Origin of the sequence: Photobacterium atrarenae, from assembly GCF_024380015.1 — a bacterium.
Taxonomy (GTDB): domain Bacteria; phylum Pseudomonadota; class Gammaproteobacteria; order Enterobacterales; family Vibrionaceae; genus Photobacterium; species Photobacterium atrarenae.
Map to the genome: position 1 here is coordinate 2,759,375 of NZ_CP101508.1, position 21,484 is coordinate 2,780,858.

General features: G+C 56.7%; 17 protein-coding genes and 1 pseudogene. 8 read left to right on the forward strand and 10 right to left on the reverse strand.

The genetic code is table 11. From position 1 onward, the window contains the following. Nucleotides 1-53: 53 nt before the first annotated feature. The 3 genes from NNL38_RS12940 to yjjX all read left to right on the forward strand — a co-directional run bounded on the left by NNL38_RS12940 (nucleotide 54) and on the right by yjjX (nucleotide 2,557). Entirely contained in the window at nucleotides 54-938 is an 885-nt protein-coding gene (locus NNL38_RS12940; protein WP_255388439.1) for a LysR family transcriptional regulator, read from the forward strand. A gap of 368 nt (nucleotides 939-1,306) precedes the next feature. Further along, nucleotides 1,307-1,945 (forward strand): helix-turn-helix domain-containing protein, encoded by a 639-nt coding sequence (locus tag NNL38_RS12945; protein WP_255388440.1) that lies wholly within the window; start codon nucleotides 1,307-1,309, stop codon nucleotides 1,943-1,945. A gap of 66 nt (nucleotides 1,946-2,011) precedes the next feature. Beyond that, nucleotides 2,012-2,557, forward strand: a complete 546-nt coding sequence (gene yjjX, locus NNL38_RS12950; protein ID WP_255388441.1) for an inosine/xanthosine triphosphatase — start codon at nucleotides 2,012-2,014, stop codon at nucleotides 2,555-2,557. Nucleotides 2,558-2,625: 68 nt separating this feature from the next. Here yjjX and trpR read toward each other — a convergent pair whose 3' ends face one another. Together trpR and sltY are read right to left on the reverse strand one after the other, a co-directional pair. Beyond that, complete coding sequence (gene trpR, locus NNL38_RS12955; RefSeq protein ID WP_255388442.1) at nucleotides 2,626-2,946, reverse strand: trp operon repressor; 321 nt, start codon at nucleotides 2,944-2,946, stop codon at nucleotides 2,626-2,628. Between the two features lie 124 nt (nucleotides 2,947-3,070). Next, nucleotides 3,071-5,002: a murein transglycosylase gene (gene sltY, locus NNL38_RS12960; protein ID WP_369414536.1), complete on the reverse strand. Its 1,932-nt coding sequence runs from the start codon at nucleotides 5,000-5,002 to the stop codon at nucleotides 3,071-3,073. A 202-nt stretch (nucleotides 5,003-5,204) separates the two neighbouring features. Here sltY and ettA point away from each other — a divergent pair. From ettA to NNL38_RS12975, 3 genes and pseudogenes are all read left to right on the forward strand, one after another. After that, nucleotides 5,205-6,873 (forward strand): annotated as a pseudogene (gene ettA / locus NNL38_RS12965) (energy-dependent translational throttle protein EttA). Nucleotides 6,874-7,090: 217 nt separating this feature from the next. Beyond that, the gene (locus NNL38_RS12970; protein ID WP_255388443.1) at nucleotides 7,091-7,471 is read left to right on the forward strand and encodes a PilZ domain-containing protein; all 381 of its coding nucleotides are present in this window, start codon (nucleotides 7,091-7,093) and stop codon (nucleotides 7,469-7,471) included. 105 nt (nucleotides 7,472-7,576) lie between these two features. After that, complete coding sequence (locus NNL38_RS12975) at nucleotides 7,577-8,602, forward strand: M23 family metallopeptidase (protein WP_255388444.1); 1,026 nt, start codon at nucleotides 7,577-7,579, stop codon at nucleotides 8,600-8,602. Nucleotides 8,603-8,686: 84 nt separating this feature from the next. Here the strand turns inward: NNL38_RS12975 and radA are convergent, their stop codons facing one another. Further along, nucleotides 8,687-10,072: a DNA repair protein RadA gene (radA, locus tag NNL38_RS12980; protein WP_255388445.1), complete on the reverse strand. Its 1,386-nt coding sequence runs from the start codon at nucleotides 10,070-10,072 to the stop codon at nucleotides 8,687-8,689. 148 nt (nucleotides 10,073-10,220) lie between these two features. On the opposite strand from radA, the gene NNL38_RS12985 reads away from it, so the two are divergent. Further along, a complete protein-coding gene (locus tag NNL38_RS12985; RefSeq protein ID WP_255388446.1) occupies nucleotides 10,221-12,575 on the forward strand; it encodes a PilZ domain-containing protein in 2,355 nt (784 codons plus the stop codon). Between the two features lie 155 nt (nucleotides 12,576-12,730). Here NNL38_RS12985 and serB read toward each other — a convergent pair whose 3' ends face one another. Further along, complete coding sequence (serB, locus tag NNL38_RS12990) at nucleotides 12,731-13,690, reverse strand: phosphoserine phosphatase (RefSeq protein WP_255388447.1); 960 nt, start codon at nucleotides 13,688-13,690, stop codon at nucleotides 12,731-12,733. Between the two features lie 95 nt (nucleotides 13,691-13,785). On the opposite strand from serB, the gene NNL38_RS12995 reads away from it, so the two are divergent. Continuing rightward, complete coding sequence (locus tag NNL38_RS12995; protein WP_255388448.1) at nucleotides 13,786-14,400, forward strand: YtjB family periplasmic protein; 615 nt, start codon at nucleotides 13,786-13,788, stop codon at nucleotides 14,398-14,400. 85 nt (nucleotides 14,401-14,485) lie between these two features. Here NNL38_RS12995 and deoD read toward each other — a convergent pair whose 3' ends face one another. The 6 genes from deoD to ltrA all read right to left on the reverse strand — a co-directional run bounded on the left by deoD (nucleotide 14,486) and on the right by ltrA (nucleotide 21,019). Continuing rightward, nucleotides 14,486-15,211, reverse strand: a complete 726-nt coding sequence (gene deoD, locus NNL38_RS13000) for a purine-nucleoside phosphorylase (RefSeq protein ID WP_255388449.1) — start codon at nucleotides 15,209-15,211, stop codon at nucleotides 14,486-14,488. 108 nt (nucleotides 15,212-15,319) lie between these two features. Beyond that, nucleotides 15,320-16,540, reverse strand: coding sequence for a phosphopentomutase (deoB, locus tag NNL38_RS13005; protein WP_255388450.1), 1,221 nt, complete (start codon nucleotides 16,538-16,540; stop codon nucleotides 15,320-15,322). Between the two features lie 10 nt (nucleotides 16,541-16,550). Further along, nucleotides 16,551-17,882, reverse strand: a complete 1,332-nt coding sequence (deoA, locus tag NNL38_RS13010) for a thymidine phosphorylase (RefSeq protein WP_255388451.1) — start codon at nucleotides 17,880-17,882, stop codon at nucleotides 16,551-16,553. A 190-nt stretch (nucleotides 17,883-18,072) separates the two neighbouring features. After that, nucleotides 18,073-18,846, reverse strand: coding sequence for a deoxyribose-phosphate aldolase (deoC, locus tag NNL38_RS13015; protein ID WP_255388452.1), 774 nt, complete (start codon nucleotides 18,844-18,846; stop codon nucleotides 18,073-18,075). 405 nt (nucleotides 18,847-19,251) lie between these two features. Further along, the gene (locus tag NNL38_RS13020; RefSeq protein WP_255388453.1) at nucleotides 19,252-19,437 is read right to left on the reverse strand and encodes a XapX domain-containing protein; all 186 of its coding nucleotides are present in this window, start codon (nucleotides 19,435-19,437) and stop codon (nucleotides 19,252-19,254) included. A gap of 289 nt (nucleotides 19,438-19,726) precedes the next feature. Beyond that, nucleotides 19,727-21,019 carry a group II intron reverse transcriptase/maturase gene (gene ltrA, locus NNL38_RS13025; protein ID WP_369414621.1) on the reverse strand — a complete coding sequence of 431 codons (1,293 nt, stop codon included), beginning with the start codon at nucleotides 21,017-21,019 and terminating at the stop codon, nucleotides 19,727-19,729. Nucleotides 21,020-21,484 lie beyond the last annotated feature (465 nt).

A 21,484-nucleotide genomic window follows, 5' to 3' on the forward strand; every position in this document is an offset into this window, starting at 1 on the left:
TGCAATATTTGGTTGTAATCGGCAAGAAATGCACATCACCTATACAAATTTGTATGAACTGGAAAACGATTGATTTTGACTGGAACCACGCCAAAGCGTTTTTAGTTACCGCGAAAGAAGGCTCATTCTCGGCCGCAGCCCGGGCGCTGGATTTAACCCAGCCGACGCTGGGGCGACAGGTCTCGGCGCTGGAGCAGGCGCTGGGGGTGGCCTTGTTCGAGCGGGTCGGCAAGCAGCTGCAACTGACCGAAGACGGTATTGAGCTGCTCAGCCATATCGAGCCGATGGGCGAGGCGGCCAGCCGGGTGTCGCTCGCCGCAACCGGGCGCTCGCAGTCGCTGCAGGGCAATGTCGCCATCGCCGCCAGCGAAATCGACGCCCTGTATCGCCTGCCGCCGATTATTGCCCAACTGCGACAACTGGAGCCGGGGATCGAGATCGAAGTGGTGGTGTCCAATGAGGTGAGCGATCTCCAGCGCCGCGAAGCGGATATCGCCATTCGCAGTTTTCGCCCCCGGCAGCCGGGGCTGATCGCCAAAAAAGTCCGCGATCTCCCGGTCTGGTTCTACGCCACCGGGCAATACCTGGACACGGTACCGGGACAAGACGGTGACAAGAAAGTCCGCCAGGTCGATTTCATCGGCTTTGACCGCTCATCGCTGGTGATCGACCGCCTCTCGGAGCACGGCTGGCAACTGTCGCCGGAAAATTTCCCCGTCATCAGCAAGTTCCATCCGCTCCATGTCGAACTGGCCCGCCAGCATGTGGGGCTCACCTTTCTGCCGGAAGACATCGGCGATCGCCAGCCCGAATTGGTCCGGGCATTTCCCCAGTTCGGCCCGCCGCTGTCGCTGTCCATGTGGCTGGTCTGCCACCAGGAGCTCAGAACCAGCTTACGGGTCCAGCGGGTATTTCAGTTCCTGGCGCAGACGCTGTGAAGCCCACCCGGCTCAATCATGCGTAAAAGGCATTACTTTCAATAAATTGATGATTTAAAACCGCGCCAGAGGCGAATTTTTCCCCAGCGCTACCTCCCTGATTTGCAACGGATTACTTGCAACAAAATTTTGATACATTTTGAAACAGTGATCTGCTGGCAAACTCTGTGGTTTTTATGGCGCTTATTTTTCAATTTGAAATTTGTACCGTTTTTTACCCATCATGACCTGCAGGTATATTCCTTTAACGAAATCAATCGCACTTTTGGTTTCCCGATGCTTCCTCTGAAGTCGTATTAAGTAAAATCTTTTATGACTTTTACGAATGCGATTTGCATTGAATCATTGTGAGCAGGATGCGATAAACTATGGAATATTTAGAAAGAATAAAGCGCCTGGCCAAAGTCCAGGGGATCAGCCAAAAACAACTCGGTGAAGCCCTCGATCTGCAACAGGGCACCATGAGCCGCAAGCTGTCCGGCAAATACGGCATTGAGGTTCGTGAGCTGGAAAAGATTGCCCAAACCCTGAATACCTCAATCAGCTACCTGCTGACCGGGCAAATCGATAGTGGCACCCAGGCCACCACGGCGATCAGCAGTGAGTCGGCCAACGGCTCCACCAGCACCTATATTCCGATCATTCACCGCAAGGATTTTCTGCCTTACAGCCGGGGGGCCTCGGTGGATGTGGTCAGCAAGCGGGCCATTCCCCATCACCTCGAGCGCGACGAGTGCCTGGGCCTGCTGGTCGACAATGAGAATATTGCCCAGTGCGCACCGGTCGGCAGCTATGCCCTGGCGACGCGCAAAGCCAGCTATCGTCCGAAGCAGCCGGTATTTGCTTCGGTGCGCGGCAGTGAGCCGGACTTCTACCACATGACCCAACTGGCCGACGGCGTGGTGTTCTCCACTTCGCAACCGGATTTCCCGAACCTGTTTGTGAACAACGATGAATTCCAGATCCACGGCTACATCATTCAGTCCGACTGGGCTTACGATCGCTAATCGACGACACAAGCGGCGTGACTTCACGCCTGCTGTCCGTACAATAGCTGGGGTGGAGGTCTGTTTATGTTATCTGTGATCGTCGCCTCAGCAAATCCAGCCAAAATTGCTGCCGTTGCTGATGCTTTTTCCGAAGTTTTTCCTGAACTCAATTTTCATTTTGAAGGGGTGAGTGTCGCCAGCGACGTTCGCGATCAGCCGATGTGCGCCGACGAAACCCTGGCCGGGGCCCGCAACCGGGTGGTTAATGCCCGCCGGACCAGACCAAACGCCGATTATTATGTCAGTATCGAAGCCGGGATCGATGGCCCGTATACCTTCGCCTGGATGGTGGTAGAAAACCATCGCCAACGCGGCGAATCCCGCTCGGCCTCCCTCCCGCTGCCCCCGGCAGCGATGGAGAAAATCCACCAGGGGCTGGAGCTGGGTGATGTGATGGATGAGATGTTCAACCAAAGCAACGTCAAACAAAAAGGCGGCGCCATTGCGATGCTGACCAACCATAAGCTGAGCCGCAGCTCGGTGTATCAGCAGGCGCTGATCCTGGCGTTGATCCCGTTCACCAATCCTGAACTGTTCCCGGCCCAGGCGACATCCAGCGACATGGCTTAAAAACGCCAGAGACAACAAACCCTGCCAGATAGCAGGGTTTGTGCTTTTCAGACGACTTGTATTGATGTTCAGTCCTGCTCAGCGTGCTGGGCTTTTAACAGCTCAGACAGCCAGGCCTTGGTGAGCTCATCATGATGTTTGAGCTCATTCGAGCCCCGGGTAATGGTCGCGACCCCAACCCCGAGCAGTTCACTGATCTTACGCTGGCTGCGCTCACCGTTGAGCAGCTCATGGAAAATGTTGATCCGCGTGAGCAACACACTGCGCTCATCCGGAGTCAGCAACAATTTCAGTAACAGCTCATCTTTTTGCTCATCGGTAGCCTGGCGGAAAATATCCAGCACTTGCTGCCACTCAGTGAAATCGGGCGTTTCTGGGATGGAAGACATGTCAACCTCATCTATAGGGATGGTTCTCTGCCCTGAATTCTATCCTGAACCGGGGGGACAACCAAGCCATGGCGTCCTCCGGCGCACCGGCAGCGTGCTTGCCAGCGCTTTTCTCTGCCGCCTTTTAATACTTGGCTGACAGCTCGTTTTCCTTGAGCAGCGGGGTCTTCTTGCCAATCAAATCGCCGTAATAGACCTCGAACATCAGGATATTGGTCACATAGCCCCGGGTTTCGTTGAACGGGATCGCTTCGATAAAGGCGTACACATCCAGCTTGCCGTCGGTACCGGCCCGCCAGCGCTTGACCCGTCCCGGCCCGGCGTTATAGGCGGCAAAGGCAAAGATCCGGTTGTTGTCGTATTTCTCCAGCATCATTTTCAGATAGCCGCTGCCGAGGCGAATATTGACCCCGGGATCGAGCAAACTGCCGCTACCTTCGTAGCTACGGCCCAGCTTACGGGCGGTCTCCTTGGCTGTTGCCGGCATCAGCTGCATCAGGCCACGCGCGCCGACCGGTGACACCGCATCGACGTTGAGCGCACTTTCCTGCCGCGCCAGCGCCATCATGGTGGTGGCCGACAGCTCACGTTTTTTGCTGAAAAAGTCGAACCACCATTTATGGGCAATCGGGAAACGCAGCTCGATGTGATCCCACAGCTGGCCGGAAATAGTCGCCTGCACCGCCAGGTGGTGCCATTTGTTCGCTGCGGCATAAGTCGCCAGCATCAGCACCTGCTCGCTGTTCATGCCATCGAGCAGATAATGCCACTCGCGCCGGGCCGCGTAGAGCTTGTCCATCGCGATCAGCTCTTTGATCCGGGCCAGCGTCCGGTCGTAGGCTTTCAGCTGCCCTTTCGGCTTACCGGAGGTTTTGATCGGGTAGACGATCGGCTGGCCCAGTACGGTCGCAGCCGCGGCGCTGTAGAAATCCCGCTGACCCAGGATCGAACGATAGATTTCATCGGCGCCCTGCTGATCGCCCTGTTGCGCCATCAAACGGGCACGCCAGAACGTCCAGCGCGTGGTCGACTGGGCAGCCGCCGGCAGCCGGTCTATCCATTGCGCAGCATCTTCCCAGTTGGCCTCGCGAAGCGCCATACGGATCCGACGCTCCAGCAGGCGGGTGCTGGTACTGGTTTTCAGCTTGTCGTCACGCCAGCGGGCGAGGGATGCATCGTCAGTCGAGAACAGCCAGGCGGCGGTGTAATCCGCCAGTTGCTGGCGCTTGTGCTTGCGAAAATGCTGGCCTGCCATGGTGCGCGGGTACTGTTTCACCGCCTCGCGGACATCGGCCCGTACCAGGCGCTTGTAGGCCAGTAGCGTCAGGTTCTGATGAAACGGTGTCACCCGGCTGCGCTTGGCAAAATCGGCCACCTTGTCCGGCTCATCGAATAGCTCCAGCACCGCCTTGCCCTGCGCCAGGCCTTTGCCGGAGAGCTGACGGTTGAGGTAGTTGAGGCGGCTGCGGTTGCCTTCTTCGAACACCAGCAGCATCCGGTCGAGGATCAGGGTATTGGTTCGGCGCCCGGCAGCCTGCCATTTGTTGAGCAGGGGGTCGCAGGCATCACTGAGGGATTTGCCGGTCAGCCATAGCGAGGCGGCGCCCTGCCAGGCCATTTCGGCATTGCCCAGCTTGCTCTGGGCATAGTAATAATGACAGCGCAACACCTCGCCGCGTGGCGGCATCGGTTGAATGTCGATAAAATTCTGCCAGCGTTCATCTTCCGCCAGCTGTTCCAGGTAGCGGGTCTTGATCGTACTGCTGAACGGCAGGCTTTTGTGCTCGGCAATAAAGGCTTCCACCTCAGCCGGGGTTTTGTCGGATAGCTGGCGGGAAAAATCACGGTAATCGAGGTAAGGCACCAGCGGGTAGCCATCGAGCTTGCTGCGCAACTGGCGGTAGCGGCTGATCTGCTCCTGCTCAAGCGCCTCACCGGCTTGCTCATACCATTCTCGCTGCTGCTCCAGCGAAGCGGCCAGCCCCGTCGAACCACTCAACAGACCTACCGAGATCACAACCATCGGCAGTAATTTACGGGTTAAAAAGCAAATCACAACATCATCCTAACTTTGGTCTCCTGGCAACATATCCATTTGCATCCGGCCCCTGTCCCATCAGGCACCGGCGAGTCAGCGCGATGCCGGGCCCGGCGCAGTCTGTTTTCATCTTAACCGCTAATTATGAACATTGCTGTTAAACTTATGTCCAGAACAGGTAAAATAGCCTCCTCATTTATTTTAGAGATTGCAAACGGATATGGCTGAATACGTCTATACCATGTCGCGCGTAGGCAAAATTGTCCCGCCTAAGCGCCAAATTCTGAAAGATATTTCCCTGAGCTTTTTCCCGGGCGCCAAGATCGGTGTTCTGGGCCTCAACGGTGCCGGTAAATCTACCCTGCTGCGCATCATGGCCGGGATCGACACCGATATCGAAGGTGAAGCCCGTCCGCAACCGGGCCTGAACGTCGGCTACCTGCCGCAGGAGCCAGTGCTGGATGAAGAAAAAAACCGTCCGCGAAGTGGTGGAAGAAGCTGTGGGCGATGTGAAGCACGCCCTGACCCGCCTGGACGCCGTGTATGCGGCCTACGCGGAGCCGGATGCAGACTTCGACGCCCTGGCCAAAGAGCAGGGCGAACTGGAAGCCCTGATTGCGGCCAAAGATGGTCATAACCTCGAAAACCAACTCGAGCGCGCGGCCGATGCCCTGCGTCTGCCGGAATGGGATGCGCAGATCAAACACCTGTCCGGTGGTGAGCGCCGCCGGGTGGCAATCTGCCGTCTGCTGCTGGAAAAACCAGACATGCTGCTGCTCGACGAACCAACCAACCACCTGGATGCCGAATCGGTGGCGTGGCTGGAGCGCTTCCTGGTCGACTACACCGGCACCGTCGTCGCGATCACGCACGACCGTTACTTCCTTGATAACGCCGCCGGCTGGATCCTTGAGCTGGACCGTGGCGAAGGGATCCCGTGGGAAGGTAACTACACCTCATGGCTGGAGCAGAAAGATGCCCGTCTGCAGCAGGAAGCCTCCCAGGAGAAAGCCCGCCAGAAAACCATTGAGAAAGAGCTGGAATGGGTTCGCCAGAATCCGAAAGGCCGTCAGGCGAAGTCGAAAGCCCGGATGGCGCGCTTCGAAGAGCTGAACAACACCGACCACCAGCGCCGGAACGAAACCAACGAACTGTTCATCCCGCCGGGTGAGCGTCTGGGTGACAAGGTCATTGAAGTCAACAACCTGACCAAGTCGTTCGGCGACCGCGTCCTGATTGACGATCTGTCATTCAGCGTGCCGAAAGGCGCGATTGTCGGCATCATCGGTGCCAACGGTGCCGGTAAGTCGACCCTGTTCAAGATGCTGAGCGGCACCGAGCAGCCGGACAGCGGCTCGATTGAGCTGGGCGAGACGGTGAAACTGGCCTCGGTTGATCAGTTCCGCGACAGCATGAACGACAACAACACAGTCTACCAGGAGATCTCGGAAGGATCGGATATCATCCGCATCAACAACTTCGAGCTGCAATCCCGTGCGTACGTGTCACGCTTCAACTTCAAGGGCAGCGATCAGCAAAAACGCATCGGCGAGCTGTCCGGTGGTGAGCGTAACCGTGTCCACCTGGCGAAACTGCTCAAAGCCGGCGGCAACGTGCTGCTGCTCGATGAGCCAACCAACGACCTGGACGTGGAAACCCTGCGTGCCCTGGAAGAAGCCCTGCTGGAGTTCCCGGGCTGTGCCATGGTGATCTCGCACGACCGTTGGTTCCTGGACCGGGTGGCGACTCACATCCTGGACTACCGCGACGAAGGTCAGGTGAACTTCTTCGAAGGCAACTACACCGAGTACTCGGACTGGCTGAAGAAGACGCTGGGCGCGCAAGCGGCCGAGCCGCACCGGATCAAGTACAAGCGCATTGCCAAGTAACGGGGCACTTCCGTGACCGCCAGAGCGCAAGATCTGGCCTACAATGCTCAAGCAAGGGCTGCTTCGGCAGCCCTTTTTTGTGCCTGAGCTTTTTGTCCCATGTCGCTACCTTGCGACAGAATTGCGCCAGACCGGCATATTTTGTGCGCTACTTTATGGAGAAAAGTCTCAATATTGATTACACTTGAGCGATAAAAACATACAAGAAGTCCTGTTTATGACCGAACGTCGCCACTTCATCCGCATCTTGTACCAGGCACAGGCTGAGCTTCAGCAAGGGACACGTGTCTGGACGGCAGAGGTGCGCGATTTGTCATTACAAGGGGTCCTGCTCACCTGCCCGTCCGACTGGGCACCTGAAACCGACACGTCATCGGATCCAACCTACCGCGTGCGTTTCAACCTTCATGACAGCGACATCACCCTGACCATGGATACCCGGCTGATCCACCACGACAGCCATTATCTGCGTATGCAGATCCAGCATTTTGATATCGACAGCGCCAGCCACCTCAGACGGCTCATCGAGCTCAATATCGGCAACGACAGCTTGCTCCTACGCGAGCTTGAACACCTGGCCGACTTGCAAAAACCGTAGGATCGACAAAGGCCGCAGAATCGACAACAGCATAAGATCGATCAAAGCCGGAGCGCGCTCCAAACCAAATACCGAATAAAAACAGAAAAAAAGCAACCATCAACCATGTCCGACAACCATCGAACGTCCACCCCGACGCAGCGCGTTACTGCCCGGGACTGGCTGAGCCATTACAACAAACGCAATTTGATCCTCATTGCCAGCACCTTTCTGATCATGCTGGCCGCCGGCAGCTACAGCGTCTATCAGCTCTATCTGCAAAACCAGACCGCCAGCCAGCAACTGAACCAGCTCAACTCCCGCACCCAGGCGCTCATCGCCTCGCTGTCGGAAGAAAGTGCCGCCAACCAAAGCCTGACCGAGGAGCTGGCCGCCAAAAACACCGCCCTGAAAACCCTGACCCAGCGCATTGACGATGTCGAGACCATCCTCGGTCTGCAATCGGGCGATGGCGAAGAAATCCCGCTGGCCCAGCGGGTCAACAGTGCCGCCGTCAGCTCTGCGGTGCGGGGCACCCTGTTTCGCCTGCTGCCCAACGGCAGCCCGACACCGGGGATCCGGATGTCTTCAGGCTTCGGCACCCGGGTCCACCCGGTCACCGGCAAACGCCGGCGCCACCGCGGCCTGGACTTTGCCGCCAACACCGGCACCCCCATCTATGCCCCGGCAGACGGGGTGATCGAAGCAGTGCGCCCGAGCAAAAAAGGCTCCGGCAACTTCATCAAGCTCAACCACTCACTGGGCTTTGCCACCACCTATTCGCACCTGAGCCGATTCAACGTCAAGCGCGGCCAGTTCGTACGCAAGGGTGATTTGATCGGCTGGTCGGGCAATACCGGGCTTTCCACCGGACCGCACCTGCACTATGAGATCCGCTTCCTCGGCCGGGCGCTGAACCCACGGCCATTTGTCGAATGGACGCCGGAGAGCTTCGATACCCTGTTCGAGAAAGAAAAAACCGTCCAGTGGGCCTCGCTGCTGGAGATGGTCAACACCATCGTCTCGATGCAGGTTCAGCTGACCCAGGCCCCGCTCCCGGCCCAGCCGCTCACCACCGCCAGCAACCAGGCGAGCAGCGAGGCACCAACGGGTCAGGCAGCCCCGGCCAGCACTGCGACCACGGTGCAATAGCCTTAGCCGCCCAACAACCAGCCATAAAAAACGAGAGCACCCGGCTCTCGTTTTGTTGTGTTCAGCGGCTATATCGTCACGGCATTACATCGCAACCCGCTCAAAGGCTTCCAGCGCTTCTTTAAGATCTTCGACCGGAATAATTTCAATGCCGTTGATCTGGCGGCTGGCATTGGCTTTGGGCACGATGGCCCGGGTAAAGCCCTGCTTGGCCGCTTCGCGGATCCGCTCCATTCCGTTGGCTGCCGGGCGGATATCGCCGTTCAGGCCCAGCTCACCGAATACCAGCACATCCTGCGGCAGGGGCGCATTCTTGAAGCTGGAGAAAATCGCCAGCAGCACCGCCATATCGGCGGAGGTCTCGTCAATCTTAATCCCGCCGACACAGTTCACAAAAATATCCATGTCCGACAGCATCACCCCGCCGTGGCGGGCCAGCACCGCGATTGACATCGCCAGCCGGTTGGAATCGTAGCCGACAGTCAGGCGGCGCGGGACTTCGGTCACCGAGCTGTTACACAGCGCCTGCACTTCCACCAGCAGCGGCCGGGTGCCTTCCCACAGCGTGGTACACACCGAGCCGGCATGGTTCTTGTTCGAGCGGCTGAGGAAAATCGCCGACGGGTTCTTGACCTGCTTCATCCCGGTTTCGGTCATCGCAAAGAAACAGGACTCGGAGTCGGCGCCGAAACGGTTCTTCGAGGTGCGCAGGACCCGGAACTTTTCATCGGCGGTCGAAGAGAGGGCAAACAGGCCGTCAACGATGTGGATCAGCTGCATCGGTCCGGCCACGTTGGAATCTTTGTTGATATGGCCAACGATGACAAAGGTCACCCCTTCGGTCTTGGCAAAGCGGGTCAGCGCCGCAGCCGACTCCTTGACCTGGCTCGGGCTACCGGCGGCCGATTCGTTATGGGCCACGGTCATGGTCTGGATCGAGTCAATGATCACAAAGTCGGCTTTCTGCTGGGTGACATGGTTGAGGATCTGCTCGACCGAGGTTTCCGCCACCACATTGATATTGTCGATATTCTGAGTTCCCAGCCGTTTAGCGCGCTGGGAGATTTGATGGATCGACTCTTCCCCCGAGACATATAAGGATGATTTGGTCGCAGCCACCGCGCCGATGCTTTGCAGCAGCAGGGTTGATTTACCCGCCCCCGGATCACCACACAGCAACAGCACCGAACCCGGCACGATGCCGCCGCCCAGCACCCGGTCGAGCTCAGAAATGCCGGAGGTAAAGCGCGGCACGTCTTTGCTTTCCACCTCGGACAGGCGCTGAACCTTGGTGGCCGTACCGGCATAACTGCTGGTCGCCGCCGGCGCGCCGCCGACCGCGGCCCGGGTTTTCGGGATCGTAAACTCCGTGATGGTATTCCAGGCGGCACAGGCGCTGCATTGCCCCTGCCAGCGGGGGAAATCGGCGCCACATTCACTACACACATATGCCCGCTTGGTTTTCGCCATGTCTCACCTATCTTTTGTCTTATTTTCCAGCCAATTATTGACCGAATACACATTAAAAACAGCGCAACCGCATAAATATGACCACTGCGCTAAACTTTTGCTGCAAAATGCAGATAATAACGGAAGGACTCCCATATCAAAAAGCGCTATGTTGCCGGATACTCAAAAAGGACTCATTGAACAGCTCATCCCCGTCTACGACAGTGAAGATTTCGATGACGTCTTCCAGATGATGACACAGGATGCCAGCGGCCCGGTGAAACTCCAGATCAAAATGGAGCTGAACCGGATCATGGCTCCCTGCTACCAGATCGTCGATCTCCGGGGCCGGGTCAACGGCGAATGCCGCCCCTATGAACTCAACGGCCTGGTGCACTGGCTCGATGATGTCGCCCTCAATACCTATCACAAACGGATCAAGATCTTCGGCGGCAAGTACCGGGTCGGGCTCTATGAAGCCCTGATGAACACCCGCAACAACTTCCGGGTATTGCACCAGCAACAAAAACAAACCACCGTGACCGAAGCCAGCGCCCCGCAGCGTGATACCCAGTTTGACGCCACGCTGATCCGCTTCGGCCACTATCTGACCCGGCAGGAAAACCGGCTGCGAATGAGCACCCCGGTCAACCTGACCCTGCCGTTCAATCAGCATGTACACGGCACCACGTCCGATCTGTCCTATTCCGGCGCCAAGTTTAAAGTCCCGTCCGCGTTTAAATATGGCCTGGGGCAAACCATCAAGGCCACCTTCCCCAAGCTGGCGGAAGACTATCGCGACAAGCGCCTGAACCAGGAAACCGAATACCGGATTGTCGGCATCGACGACAGCAAGGACAACGACAGCTTCCGCTGGCTGCGCCTGAAACGGATCAGCGACAATATTGCGATCCGCGAAGCCATTGACCGCAGCCAGCGCACCCCGCAGCAACGGGTGCGGAAAAATTACGACGACAAGGTGATCCAGGTTCGCACCAAGGGCTATGAACATTGCTATCTCAAGCATACCACCAGCATGCCAATGTTCTTTGCCGGCGATCAGCTCAAGTACTGCCTGCTGACCAACCATAACCGTCATATCTGGGACAACTGGCACGATGAGCGCAACCAGCCGGTGATCAACCACCTGCTGTCGAAAGAGCGGATGGCGACGCTGGGCAAGCCCGGGCTTAAGCAATGCAGCACGCTGATTTACAGCTTCTGCCATGAGCACGACAACAAGAGCTACTACTACTCCGCTGCTCTGCCGGAGCTGACCAAAGAGCAGCGCAGCCTGTTCTGGCATGTCGGCGCGGCGCGCAAAAGCTGGCGGGTGAGCCGCCTGACCATTCAGCCGATCGAGCCAGAGGATCTGGCGCGGTTGCAGGAAATTGCCCCGGACATGTATGAGCAGCTCAACAAGCTGACCCATATCGGGATTTTGCAGGATCTGACCAACGAGCACGCCCAGCCGGACTACCGCCTGGCGGTGAAGCCCAAACTGCCGGGCCGGACGCTGCAGAGCTTCCGCCACCCGCGCAACCCGGTAGCTACTGCCAAAGCGATTTTCTTTGATCCCAAACCGCAGCGCAGCGAATCGCGCTTTAAGTTCGAGACCAAGGTATTGCTGCAGCACCAGACGCAGCCGCCGGTCGAGGGCACCAGTGTCGACCTGTCGATCCACGGCCTGAACCTCAATCTCAGCTACCCCTTGCCGATCAAGCGGGGCGATAATGTCTCGATCACCTTTGAGGATCTGCAAAAGCGGGATAAGAAAGCGCCGCTGAGCCAGATCCCCTATACCGTGGTGCGGGTCAGCCCGGATTTTACCAATATCCAGATGACCACGGGCAGCGGTGCGATTGCGATGAAAGGAGAGCAATACCTGCGCCGCCTGATCCAGCAAAATGAGCAAGCGCTGCCGGTGGTGGCCGAGCGACTCCCCAAAGGAGAGCTATTACTGGCGATGCACCAGATGCTGCTGACGCGGCTCAATACGATCCCGTATTTCACCGAAAAAGAAAACCACAAAGTCAAGCTCAAGGCGTTTGGCTGCAACTTCCCGATCCCGGCCCTGCCCAAGCTGTTTAACCAGGTCGCCGGCGGCGCCCTCTTCTCGCTGGAGCCGATCTTCAAAAACCGCCTCAACCGAATGCTGGCAGAGCCGATGCGCCCGGTCGAGATCCGCAAGCCCTACATCCATGAACTGTACCTGTGGATCGAGCGCAACGGCGATCAGCCCCCCCGGATTGAAAGCCGGCTGATTGACGAGTTTGATAGCATTGAGGAGCGGATCCAGTTCATCAAGCAAGCACGGCGAAAAGGCGAGTTTATGGCGCTGCGGGTGACCGCCGTGCCGGTGTTAGAGCCGATGACCGCCCTGAGCGGCATGGAGCTCAGCGAGCTGGCCCGGATGACCCTGCACCGGGCCCGGACCCTGGAGAACGAGTTCACCTCACTGATCGGCTGCGGTGAGATTTATGACATCACCGACGAGGTCCTGATCCGGCTTGAGCTGACCTAGCCTTTAATGGTGAAGACGCCACGGCGGGAAAGCGCATGCACGCCATCAATGGCCTGATATCACAAAAACAGCGAGCGGTCTCCCGCTCGCTGTTTTTTAGTTTCGATATCACCTACCTGCCTGCCTCACATCAGGCAGCACCAGGCAATCAGTGGTTACCAGCTGATCCCCTGCGGCACCAGCGACGCGGACAGAATACACATCACCCCGCCCAAATCAGCATGGCGGATCGCACTCGGCGCTTCTGCCTGAACCTTCGGCTTGGCGTGGTAGGCAATCCCCAGCCCGGCGGCTTTGATCATCAGCAAATCGTTCGCACCGTCGCCAATGGCGACCGTGTTGTGCGGTGCGACATCATATTCCTCCGCCAGCTGATTGAGAACATCCGCTTTAACCTGAGCATCAACAACCTCACCCAGCACCTGGCCGGTCAGCTTGCCATCAACAATCTCCAGGGTATTGGAGCAGGCATAGTCCAGCGCCAGCGTCTCTTTGAGGTGATCAGAGAAATAGGTAAAGCCGCCGGAGGCAATGGCCACTTTCCAGCCGTAATGTTGCAAGGTTCTGACCAGCTCCGGCAGCCCCGGCATCAGCGGCAGCTCAGCACGGACCGATTCCAGAATCGCCGCATCGGCCCCGGCCAGTGCAGCCACCCGCTGGCGCAGGCTCTGCTCAAAGTCCAGCTCGCCCAGCATCGCCCGCTCAGTCACGGCGGCCACCTGCTCTCCGACCCCGGCCAACACCGCAATTTCATCAATACATTCAATCTCGATCGCGGTGGAGTCCATGTCCATCACCACCACCCCCGGCTCCGACAGATCCGGCAAATCCCGGGTATCGGCAAAATCGAGCTTATAATGAGTCAAGGCTCCGATCAGCGGTGCCGACAACGGATCGTCGAGCAGTAGCGCATCGTACGGTCCCACCTTCCAGGCCGCGACCACCTGCAACGGCTCCCCCAGCTGCGCGTCGATCAAGTCGAGCAGCTCAGCAGTGATCCGGTGGCCGTACACCAGAGTATGGGCGCGCTGACGGGCCAGGTTGGAGGCGGTCACAACTTGCGGGAACTGGGTATGCAGTGTGGTATGTTTTTTAACTGTAAGCACTTGGGACATCCATGTTTGAGATTCACTGCTATCAAAGTACCCTATTGCAATTTATCAGGGCAAGTCCCAATATGACATTCGGTTAAGGTTCCATAGACACTGTTATGATGATTCTGAAAAAAATGCGCCTGCGGCGTATCTGGCAGCTGCTGGTGCTGATCGTCAGCCTGGGTGGCCTGGTCACGATGCTCGAGTATGGCGCCGATCTCAACCTGCGTAACTATCGCGCCCTGAGCGATCAGACCCAGACCCTCTCGCGCATGGTTGTCCGCCAGGCCGCAGCAACGGCTGCCCAGGATATGCTGGACAACGATCAGAACAAGTTGCAGGCACTGGTCCAGCGCCTGTCCCAGGAGCCCTTGATCCTGGATGCCAGCATCTACGATTTGGAAGGGGTCACCGTGGCCAAGACCGAAGAAGCCATGCCGCTGGAGCAGGTGACCGGGATCGCCACGCCGCTGTCGGTGGCCAGCATCGGCCGCCAGCAGGTGGTTGAGCCGATCATGGCGGAGGATCAAGTCGTTGGTTTTGTCCGCATCACCTTAGAGCAGGGTCGGTTGCTGGAAAAAGCCGCCAGCCAGGTCGAGTATATGACCAACACCGTCCGCGGGCTGATCTTAGCCGCGCTGATGATTGGCTTCCTGCTGGCCTATACCTTCGGTCGCCGCAAGGACATCTGGCACTTCCCGTTCCTGCTCACCTCGAACAAGCAGGACTGAGCCCGAGCCCAATTTCGGCCCCACAACCCAAAAGGGCTTGCCATCCGGCAAGCCCTTTTTCAATCACCATCTCTGTTTCGCGCAGTTACGCTTCTTCCGCGTCACCCAGCAGGACAGATTCTAGCGCGATTTCAATCATCTCGTTGAAGGTCAGCTGACGCTCTTCAGAGGTGGTCGCTTCGCCGCGCAGGATGTGATCCGATACGGTACAGATGGTCAGTGCCTTGGCACCGAACTCTGCTGCCAGGCCGTAGATCCCAGCCGCTTCCATTTCAACACCCAGGATGCCGTACTGCTTCATGGTTTGGAAGAACTCGAAATCCGGGTTGTAGAACAGATCGGCAGAGAACAGGTTGCCAACTTTGACATCGATCCCCTTGGCTTTGGCCGCTGCAGCCGCGTTTTTCACCATGTCGAAATCAGCCAGGGCCGCGAAGTCGTGATCGCCGAAACGGATCCGGTTCACTTTCGAGTCAGTCGAGGCACCCATGCCGATCACGACATCACGCAGGTTCACATCGTCACGCACCGCGCCGCAACTGCCGACACGGATGATTTTCTTCACCCCGTAGTCTTTCACCAGCTCAGTACCGTAGATCGAGCACGACGGGATCCCCATGCCGTGACCCATGACGGAAATACGACGGCCTTTGTACGTGCCGGTATAACCGAACATGTTACGCACGTTGCAGACTTCTTTTGCATCGTCGAGGAAGGTTTCCGCAATGTACTTGGCACGCAGCGGATCGCCCGGCATCAGGACAACGTCAGCAAAATCACCTTTTTCAGCATTAATGTGAGGAGTAGCCATAGTTTATTCCTTACTGTTATCTGTCGAACATTGAAAATTCAACATCAAGTTGCAATCGAAAGTCCTGTTTCGAAGGATAGACGCCCCCCGAAACAGCGACCGGCAGCGTTACAGGAACGACTTGCCGTAGTCCATATCTGAAGTGCCGAAGTATTCTGCCAGGCTCTGGCCGATATCGGCAAACGTCTCGCGGCGACCCAGTGAGCCGGCTTTGATTTTCGGACCGGTGACCAGAACCGGGATGTGCTCACGGGTGTGGTCGGTGCCTTCCCAGGTCGGATCGCAGCCGTGGTCCGCCGTCAGGATCAGCACGTCGTCTTCGGCCAGCAGCTCAAGGATTTCAGGCAGGCGCTTGTCGAAGTACTCCAGGGCCGCGGCATAACCGGCCACATCACGGCGGTGACCGTAAGCAGAATCGAAATCAACAAAGTTGGTGAACACAATGGTGTTGTCACCGGCTTGCTTGATCTCTGCCAGGGTGGCATCAAACAGCGCCGGGATCCCGGTGGCTTTGACTTTCTTGGTGATCCCGCAGCCGGCATAGATATCGGAGATCTTCCCGATCGAGACCACCTCGCCGTTTTTCTCGTCTACCAGTTTCTGCAGCACTGTGGCTGACGGCGGCTCAACCGACAAATCGCGACGGTTACCGGTCCGCTCGAACTGGCCTTTACCCGGACCGATAAACGGACGGGCGATCACGCGGCCAATGTTGTACTCTTCCAGCTCTTCACGAACGATCTGGCATAGCTCCAGCAGGTTATCCAGGCCATAAGTTTCTTCATGGCAGGCGATCTGGAACACCGAATCTGCCGAGGTGTAGAAGATCGGTTTGCCGGTCTTCATGTGCTCTTCGCCCAGATCGTCCAGTACCTGAGTGCCGGAAGCGTGGCAGTCGCCCAGGTAGCCCGGCAGGTTGGCACGTTCAACAATCCGGTCCAGCAGCGCTTTCGGGAAGCTGTTGCTGTGCTCGGTAAAGTAGCCCCAGTCAAACAGCACCGGGACACCGGCAATCTCCCAGTGACCGGACGGGGTATCTTTCCCCGAAGACAGCTCTTTGGCATGACCGTAGGCACCGGTTATTTCTGCGCCCGCGTCCAGGCCGGCCGGGAATGTGCCGGATGACTCTTCACACGCCTTGCCCAGACCCAGCTTGGTCAGGTTCGGCAGGTGCAGCGGGCCGCTACGCTCGCCGTTGTCCGCTTCACCGCGGGCACAGCGCTCTGCAATATGGCCCAGGGTGTTGGAGCCGACATCGCCGAAATCGACGGCATCTTCTGTCGCACCGATACCAAATGAGTCGAGAACCAGAATAATTGAACGTTTCATGTGTACTCCATTAAAGATCGTCAAGGCGAATACGGCGATAAACTTCCGGGGTCGCAGCCGGCTTTTCATCCGCTACGGTGATACTGGCGCGAACGGCTTTGGCCGCTTCTTCCCACTGAGCTTCAGTGCGGGCATGGATCACGGCCAACGGCTTCTCTGCGTTGACTGCATCGCCCAGGCGGATCATATCGCTCAGGCCGACCGCATAGTCGATGGTATCGGAGGCCACACGGCGACCGCCGCCCATTTCTACCACGGCCATTCCCAGCGCACGGGTGTCCATGGCATAGGCATAACCGGTGGTCTCAGCAAACACAGGTTTAATTATGTCAGCGGTTTCCAGGTACTGGTCGTAGTTTTCCATGAAGTCCGCCGGGCCACCCAGGCCGGCCACCATCTTGCCGAATCGCTTGGCGGCTTCACCATTATCCAACACCGCTTGCAGTTTTTCATGCGCCTGGGTCAGATCGTCAGCTAAGCCACTGTTTACTAACATTTCAGCACACAATGCCATGGTCACTTCGAATAAGCGAGGGTTACGGTATTCACCGGTCAGGAATTGCACCGCTTCGCGGACTTCGAGCGCATTCCCGGCAGTGGAGGCCAGCACCTGGTTCATGTCAGTCAGCAGCGCGGTGGTTTTGGTGCCGGCGCCGTTAGCCACCGCCACAATCGATTTCGCCAGTTCTTCCGAGGCTTCGTAGGTCGGCATGAAGGCACCGGAGCCCACTTTGACATCCATCACCAGGGAGCCCAGACCGGCAGCCAGTTTCTTCGACAGGATCGAGGCGGTGATCAGGGAAATATTATCCACGGTTGCGGTGACATCACGGGTGGCATACACGCGCTTGTCCGCCGGGGCCAGATCACCGGTCTGGCCGATGATCGCCACGCCGGCTTCTTTGGTCACCTGACCGAACACCTCGTTGCTCGGGGTGATGTTATAACCCGGAATCGATTCCAGCTTATCCAGCGTGCCGCCGGTATGGCCCAGGCCACGACCGGAAATCATCGGTACATAGCCACCACATGCCGCCACCATCGGGCCGAGCATCAGCGAGGTGACATCGCCCACCCCACCGGTGGAGTGCTTGTCGACAATCGGGCCATCAAAGTTCATGTGGCTCCAGTCGATCACCATGCCGGAGTCGCGCATCGCGCAGGTCAGCGCCACGCGCTCAGCCATAGTCATGTCGTTGAAATAGATTGCCATGGCGAACGCCGCAATCTGGCCTTCAGAGACGGTGTCTTTGGCAATGCCTTGGATAAAGAAGTTGATTTCGTCCGCAGTCAGTTCGATGTTGTCACGTTTTTTGCGGATAATTTCTTGTGGTAAATACATGGGATTCCCCCAATCAGAGAAGCGTGTAAGGCTGATGACTATTTACCGGGCTGGGCGGTATTGCCGCCTGCAGATCCCAACGTCCAGTCGCACTTATGCCACGCTCGTACCACTGCGGGGCAAGAACAATCAGTAAACAGTCACGGGATTTACAAATCAGGTGGCACGAAGCCACCTGAATCAGGGAAGATTAGTAGCCGCCTTCCGCAGCTTTTTCACCTTCGCCCAGGGTGTGCAGCAGGTTCGCCAGTAGGCTGGAAGCACCGAAACGATAGTGCATGTTGTCGGCCCAGTCAGCGCCCAGGATTCGATCAGCCATATCCAGGAACTGCTTGGCATCTTCAGCGGTGCGAACACCACCGGCAGGTTTGAAGCCAACGGTCTTCTCAACGCCCATGTCTTTGATCACGGTCAGCATGATTTCTGCCGCTTCCGGGGTTGCGTTCACCGGCACTTTACCGGTTGAGGTTTTGATGAAGTCCGCGCCGGCCTTGATCGAAATCTCAGACGCTTTTTTGATCAGCTCAGGGGTTTTCAGCTCACCGGTTTCGATGATCACTTTCAGCAGGATGTCGCCACAGGCCGCTTTACACTGCTTCACCAGCTCAAAGCCAACCTCTTCGTTGCCGGCCATCAGGGCACGGTACGGGAAAACCACATCGACTTCATCAGCACCGTAAGCGACGGCAGCTTTGGTTTCAGCAACCGCAATGGCGATATCATCGTTGCCGTGCGGGAAGTTCGTGACCGTTGCAATACGAACTTCCGGTGTACCTTGTTCACGCAGCTGCTTTTTCGCCACAGGAATGAAGCGTGGATAGATACAGATCGCTGCTGTGTTACCTACGGGTGTTTTAGCGTTCTTACACAGCTCAATGACTTTGGCATCGGTGTCGTCGTCGTTCAGAGTGGTAAGATCCATTAGTTGAAGTGCACGCAGTGCAGCAGCTTTTAATTCGCTCATGACTATCTCCAGTCCAGTTATTTTCTACCAAGCTTATAGAAACTGTTCCATACGCCTGACGGTGCACGGTTTCGCCACCGTCACACGGCCCGCCTATCGCGAACAGTTCAATGAGCGGACTTGATTCCTTGAAGACTCAGGCTGTCATTGCGAGATGCGCAACCTGATTGATTTCCTTCTCACCGCGCGGAATACCCGGCCCTCCGTGTATCCCGCCGTCGTGCCATCCAGTCATGCCGTGACAGTGATCCCACCACGGCGCAATAAACTGAAACAGCGACCATCAATCTTTGATGGCTCCCGCCAATCATAGCAAGCTGATGAACACCCCACCATCAAAGATACGTTTCCTGTTGTGGACAATCTGTTTACCGCCAGAACACAACCTACAGCGTACCGCCCTCGCTATAAGGAGGTAAAAAAGTGCTCGATAATCCAGCGATAGGCGACCGCGCCGAGATAAACCCCGACGATCCCCATCACCCCGGAGAGCACCGGCGGTGCCGGGATTGGCAGCTTAATCGCTGAAAACAAAACCCCGACAATAAACCCGGCCATCAGCGCCAGCAGAACTTCATATAGGCCATTCATACACTTCTCTCTGTCTGTCATAGCACCAAGGAAAGTGTAGTCTGCTGCACCTGAGGTGTCGCTTGTTCACTACCGCCATAGTAAACAATGGCAGCCGACAGAAATCAGAGCGCAATCGATTTTATGGCTTTTCCCGACACGGGCTTGCGGGGATGTTTACCCGAGATGTTGAGCGTCCGTAATACCAATCGCATAAAGAGACAGATTCAAGTAAAGAGGATATTTGAGGTGAAGCTGTTGATAGCTTAAGGCCAATCGAGTAGGAGGAGGCCTCACGGCCTCCGTCCTCTCACACCACCGTACAAGCGTGGGTCGCATACGGCGGTTCCGAATATATTTTCAGTGACTCGTACCCATCTCGCAACGAGTACAGACCCATATCCTTGAACCATTTCATTGGCATGGCCTGATTGAGCTGGGGCGATAAAGCCAAGTGCCACCACCCTTTATCTGACATCGCCAGCTTCCACGCATTGCGTTCGCTTACACCCTCTTGGCGTAACCATGTCGCTATGCTGTATCTGCGCTTGCGCTGCTTGAGGCGATAGCACCGTAAGCGCCGCCTTATCCATTCATCCAAGCGCTGCATCGCGCTTTTCCGTATGGCAAGCTTGAAGTAGTGTTGCCAACCTCTTAGGTATTGAGTGAGTTCGACTAGGACTGTCTTCAACTCTCGCCCTCGATTCCGCTTCGTTATTTGACGCACTCGCTTCTTCATCTGAGTTTGTGCTGTCTTCGAGATATGGATGCTTCCATCTCGTTGAAAGCGATGGCCTAGGTAAGTCCGCTCTGTCACTCTCGTTGCCGCACTTTTCTCACGGTTAACCCTGAGTTTCAGTTTCTGCTCCAAGAACTCCGTGATTGAGGCTTTTACTCGATTGGCGGCTTCCTCACTGTGCACGTAGATTTGGCAGTCGTCTGCATATCGGCAGAACTTATGCCCTCTTCGCTCAAGCTCTTTATCCAACTCATCTAATACGATATTTGATAGCAGCGGAGATAATGGTCCACCCTGTGGCGTCCCTCGTTGCCTCTGCTCAACTAACCCGTTTCGCATTATGCCTGCCTGTAGGTATGACCTGACCAGCTTCAGGACCCGTTTATCTGTGATGTCCTCCGATAGCCTGTGCATCAGTCTATCGTGGTTCACAGTATCGAAGTATTTCGCCAGGTCTATGTCGACTACATAACCCCGCCCCTCCCTGATGTAGTGGCTTGCTGCCACCAATGCATGGTGGGCACTGCGGTTAGGCCTGAACCCATAACTGTTGCTTGAAAACTGAGGTTCGTAGATATCTGTCAGTACTGAGGTAATGGCCTGTTGGACTACCCTATCAAGTACAGTTGGGATACCTAGCTGCCTCACTCCCCCGCTAGGTTTGGGAATTTCTACACCCAGAACGGGTTGCGGTTGGTAGCTCCCGTCCAGAAGGCTCTGGCGGAGCGCTTGCCCATTAGAAGACTGCCGAAGCATCGAGATAGTCGCTGTTATGTCGAGTTTATCAACCCCAGCACATCCCTTGTTCTTCTTCACTCTTCTCAGGGCTTGGTTCAGATTTGTTGAGGAGCAGATCCGCTCCATCAACTGAGTTGAGGTCACCAAGACTCGTCCTCCTGTCTACGCCGATCATGCTTGTCATTCTTCGTGGCCATGAGCGTCACTTGCGGTGTTGCCCAGTAGTACGTAGAGATGTTGTTCATCTTGCTATGACCCCACATGATTGAGTGTCTAGTGACTGCTTCTTGATATATTCAGTTCCGGCCTTCCCTTGGGTTGTACTTCCCCAAGGTACTATGCCTTCTGCTGACTTCTTATTACCCGTCACACAACATCACTGTTGTATTAGTCTCATCCGAGACAGGTCGTAAGATCTCCCGAGGTAAGACGTTGTTCTTTCCCTTGGCTGTGCCTGATTTACCCGTACACACTTCCCGTCGAGGCATTGGGCTGTTCTATATATTGCTAGGTTACCCAAGTTGTACTGGCCTACTATCAGGTTTCTGTTCGTCACACCCAAGTTTTGCCGTTTGCTTCCTTCAGATCCCA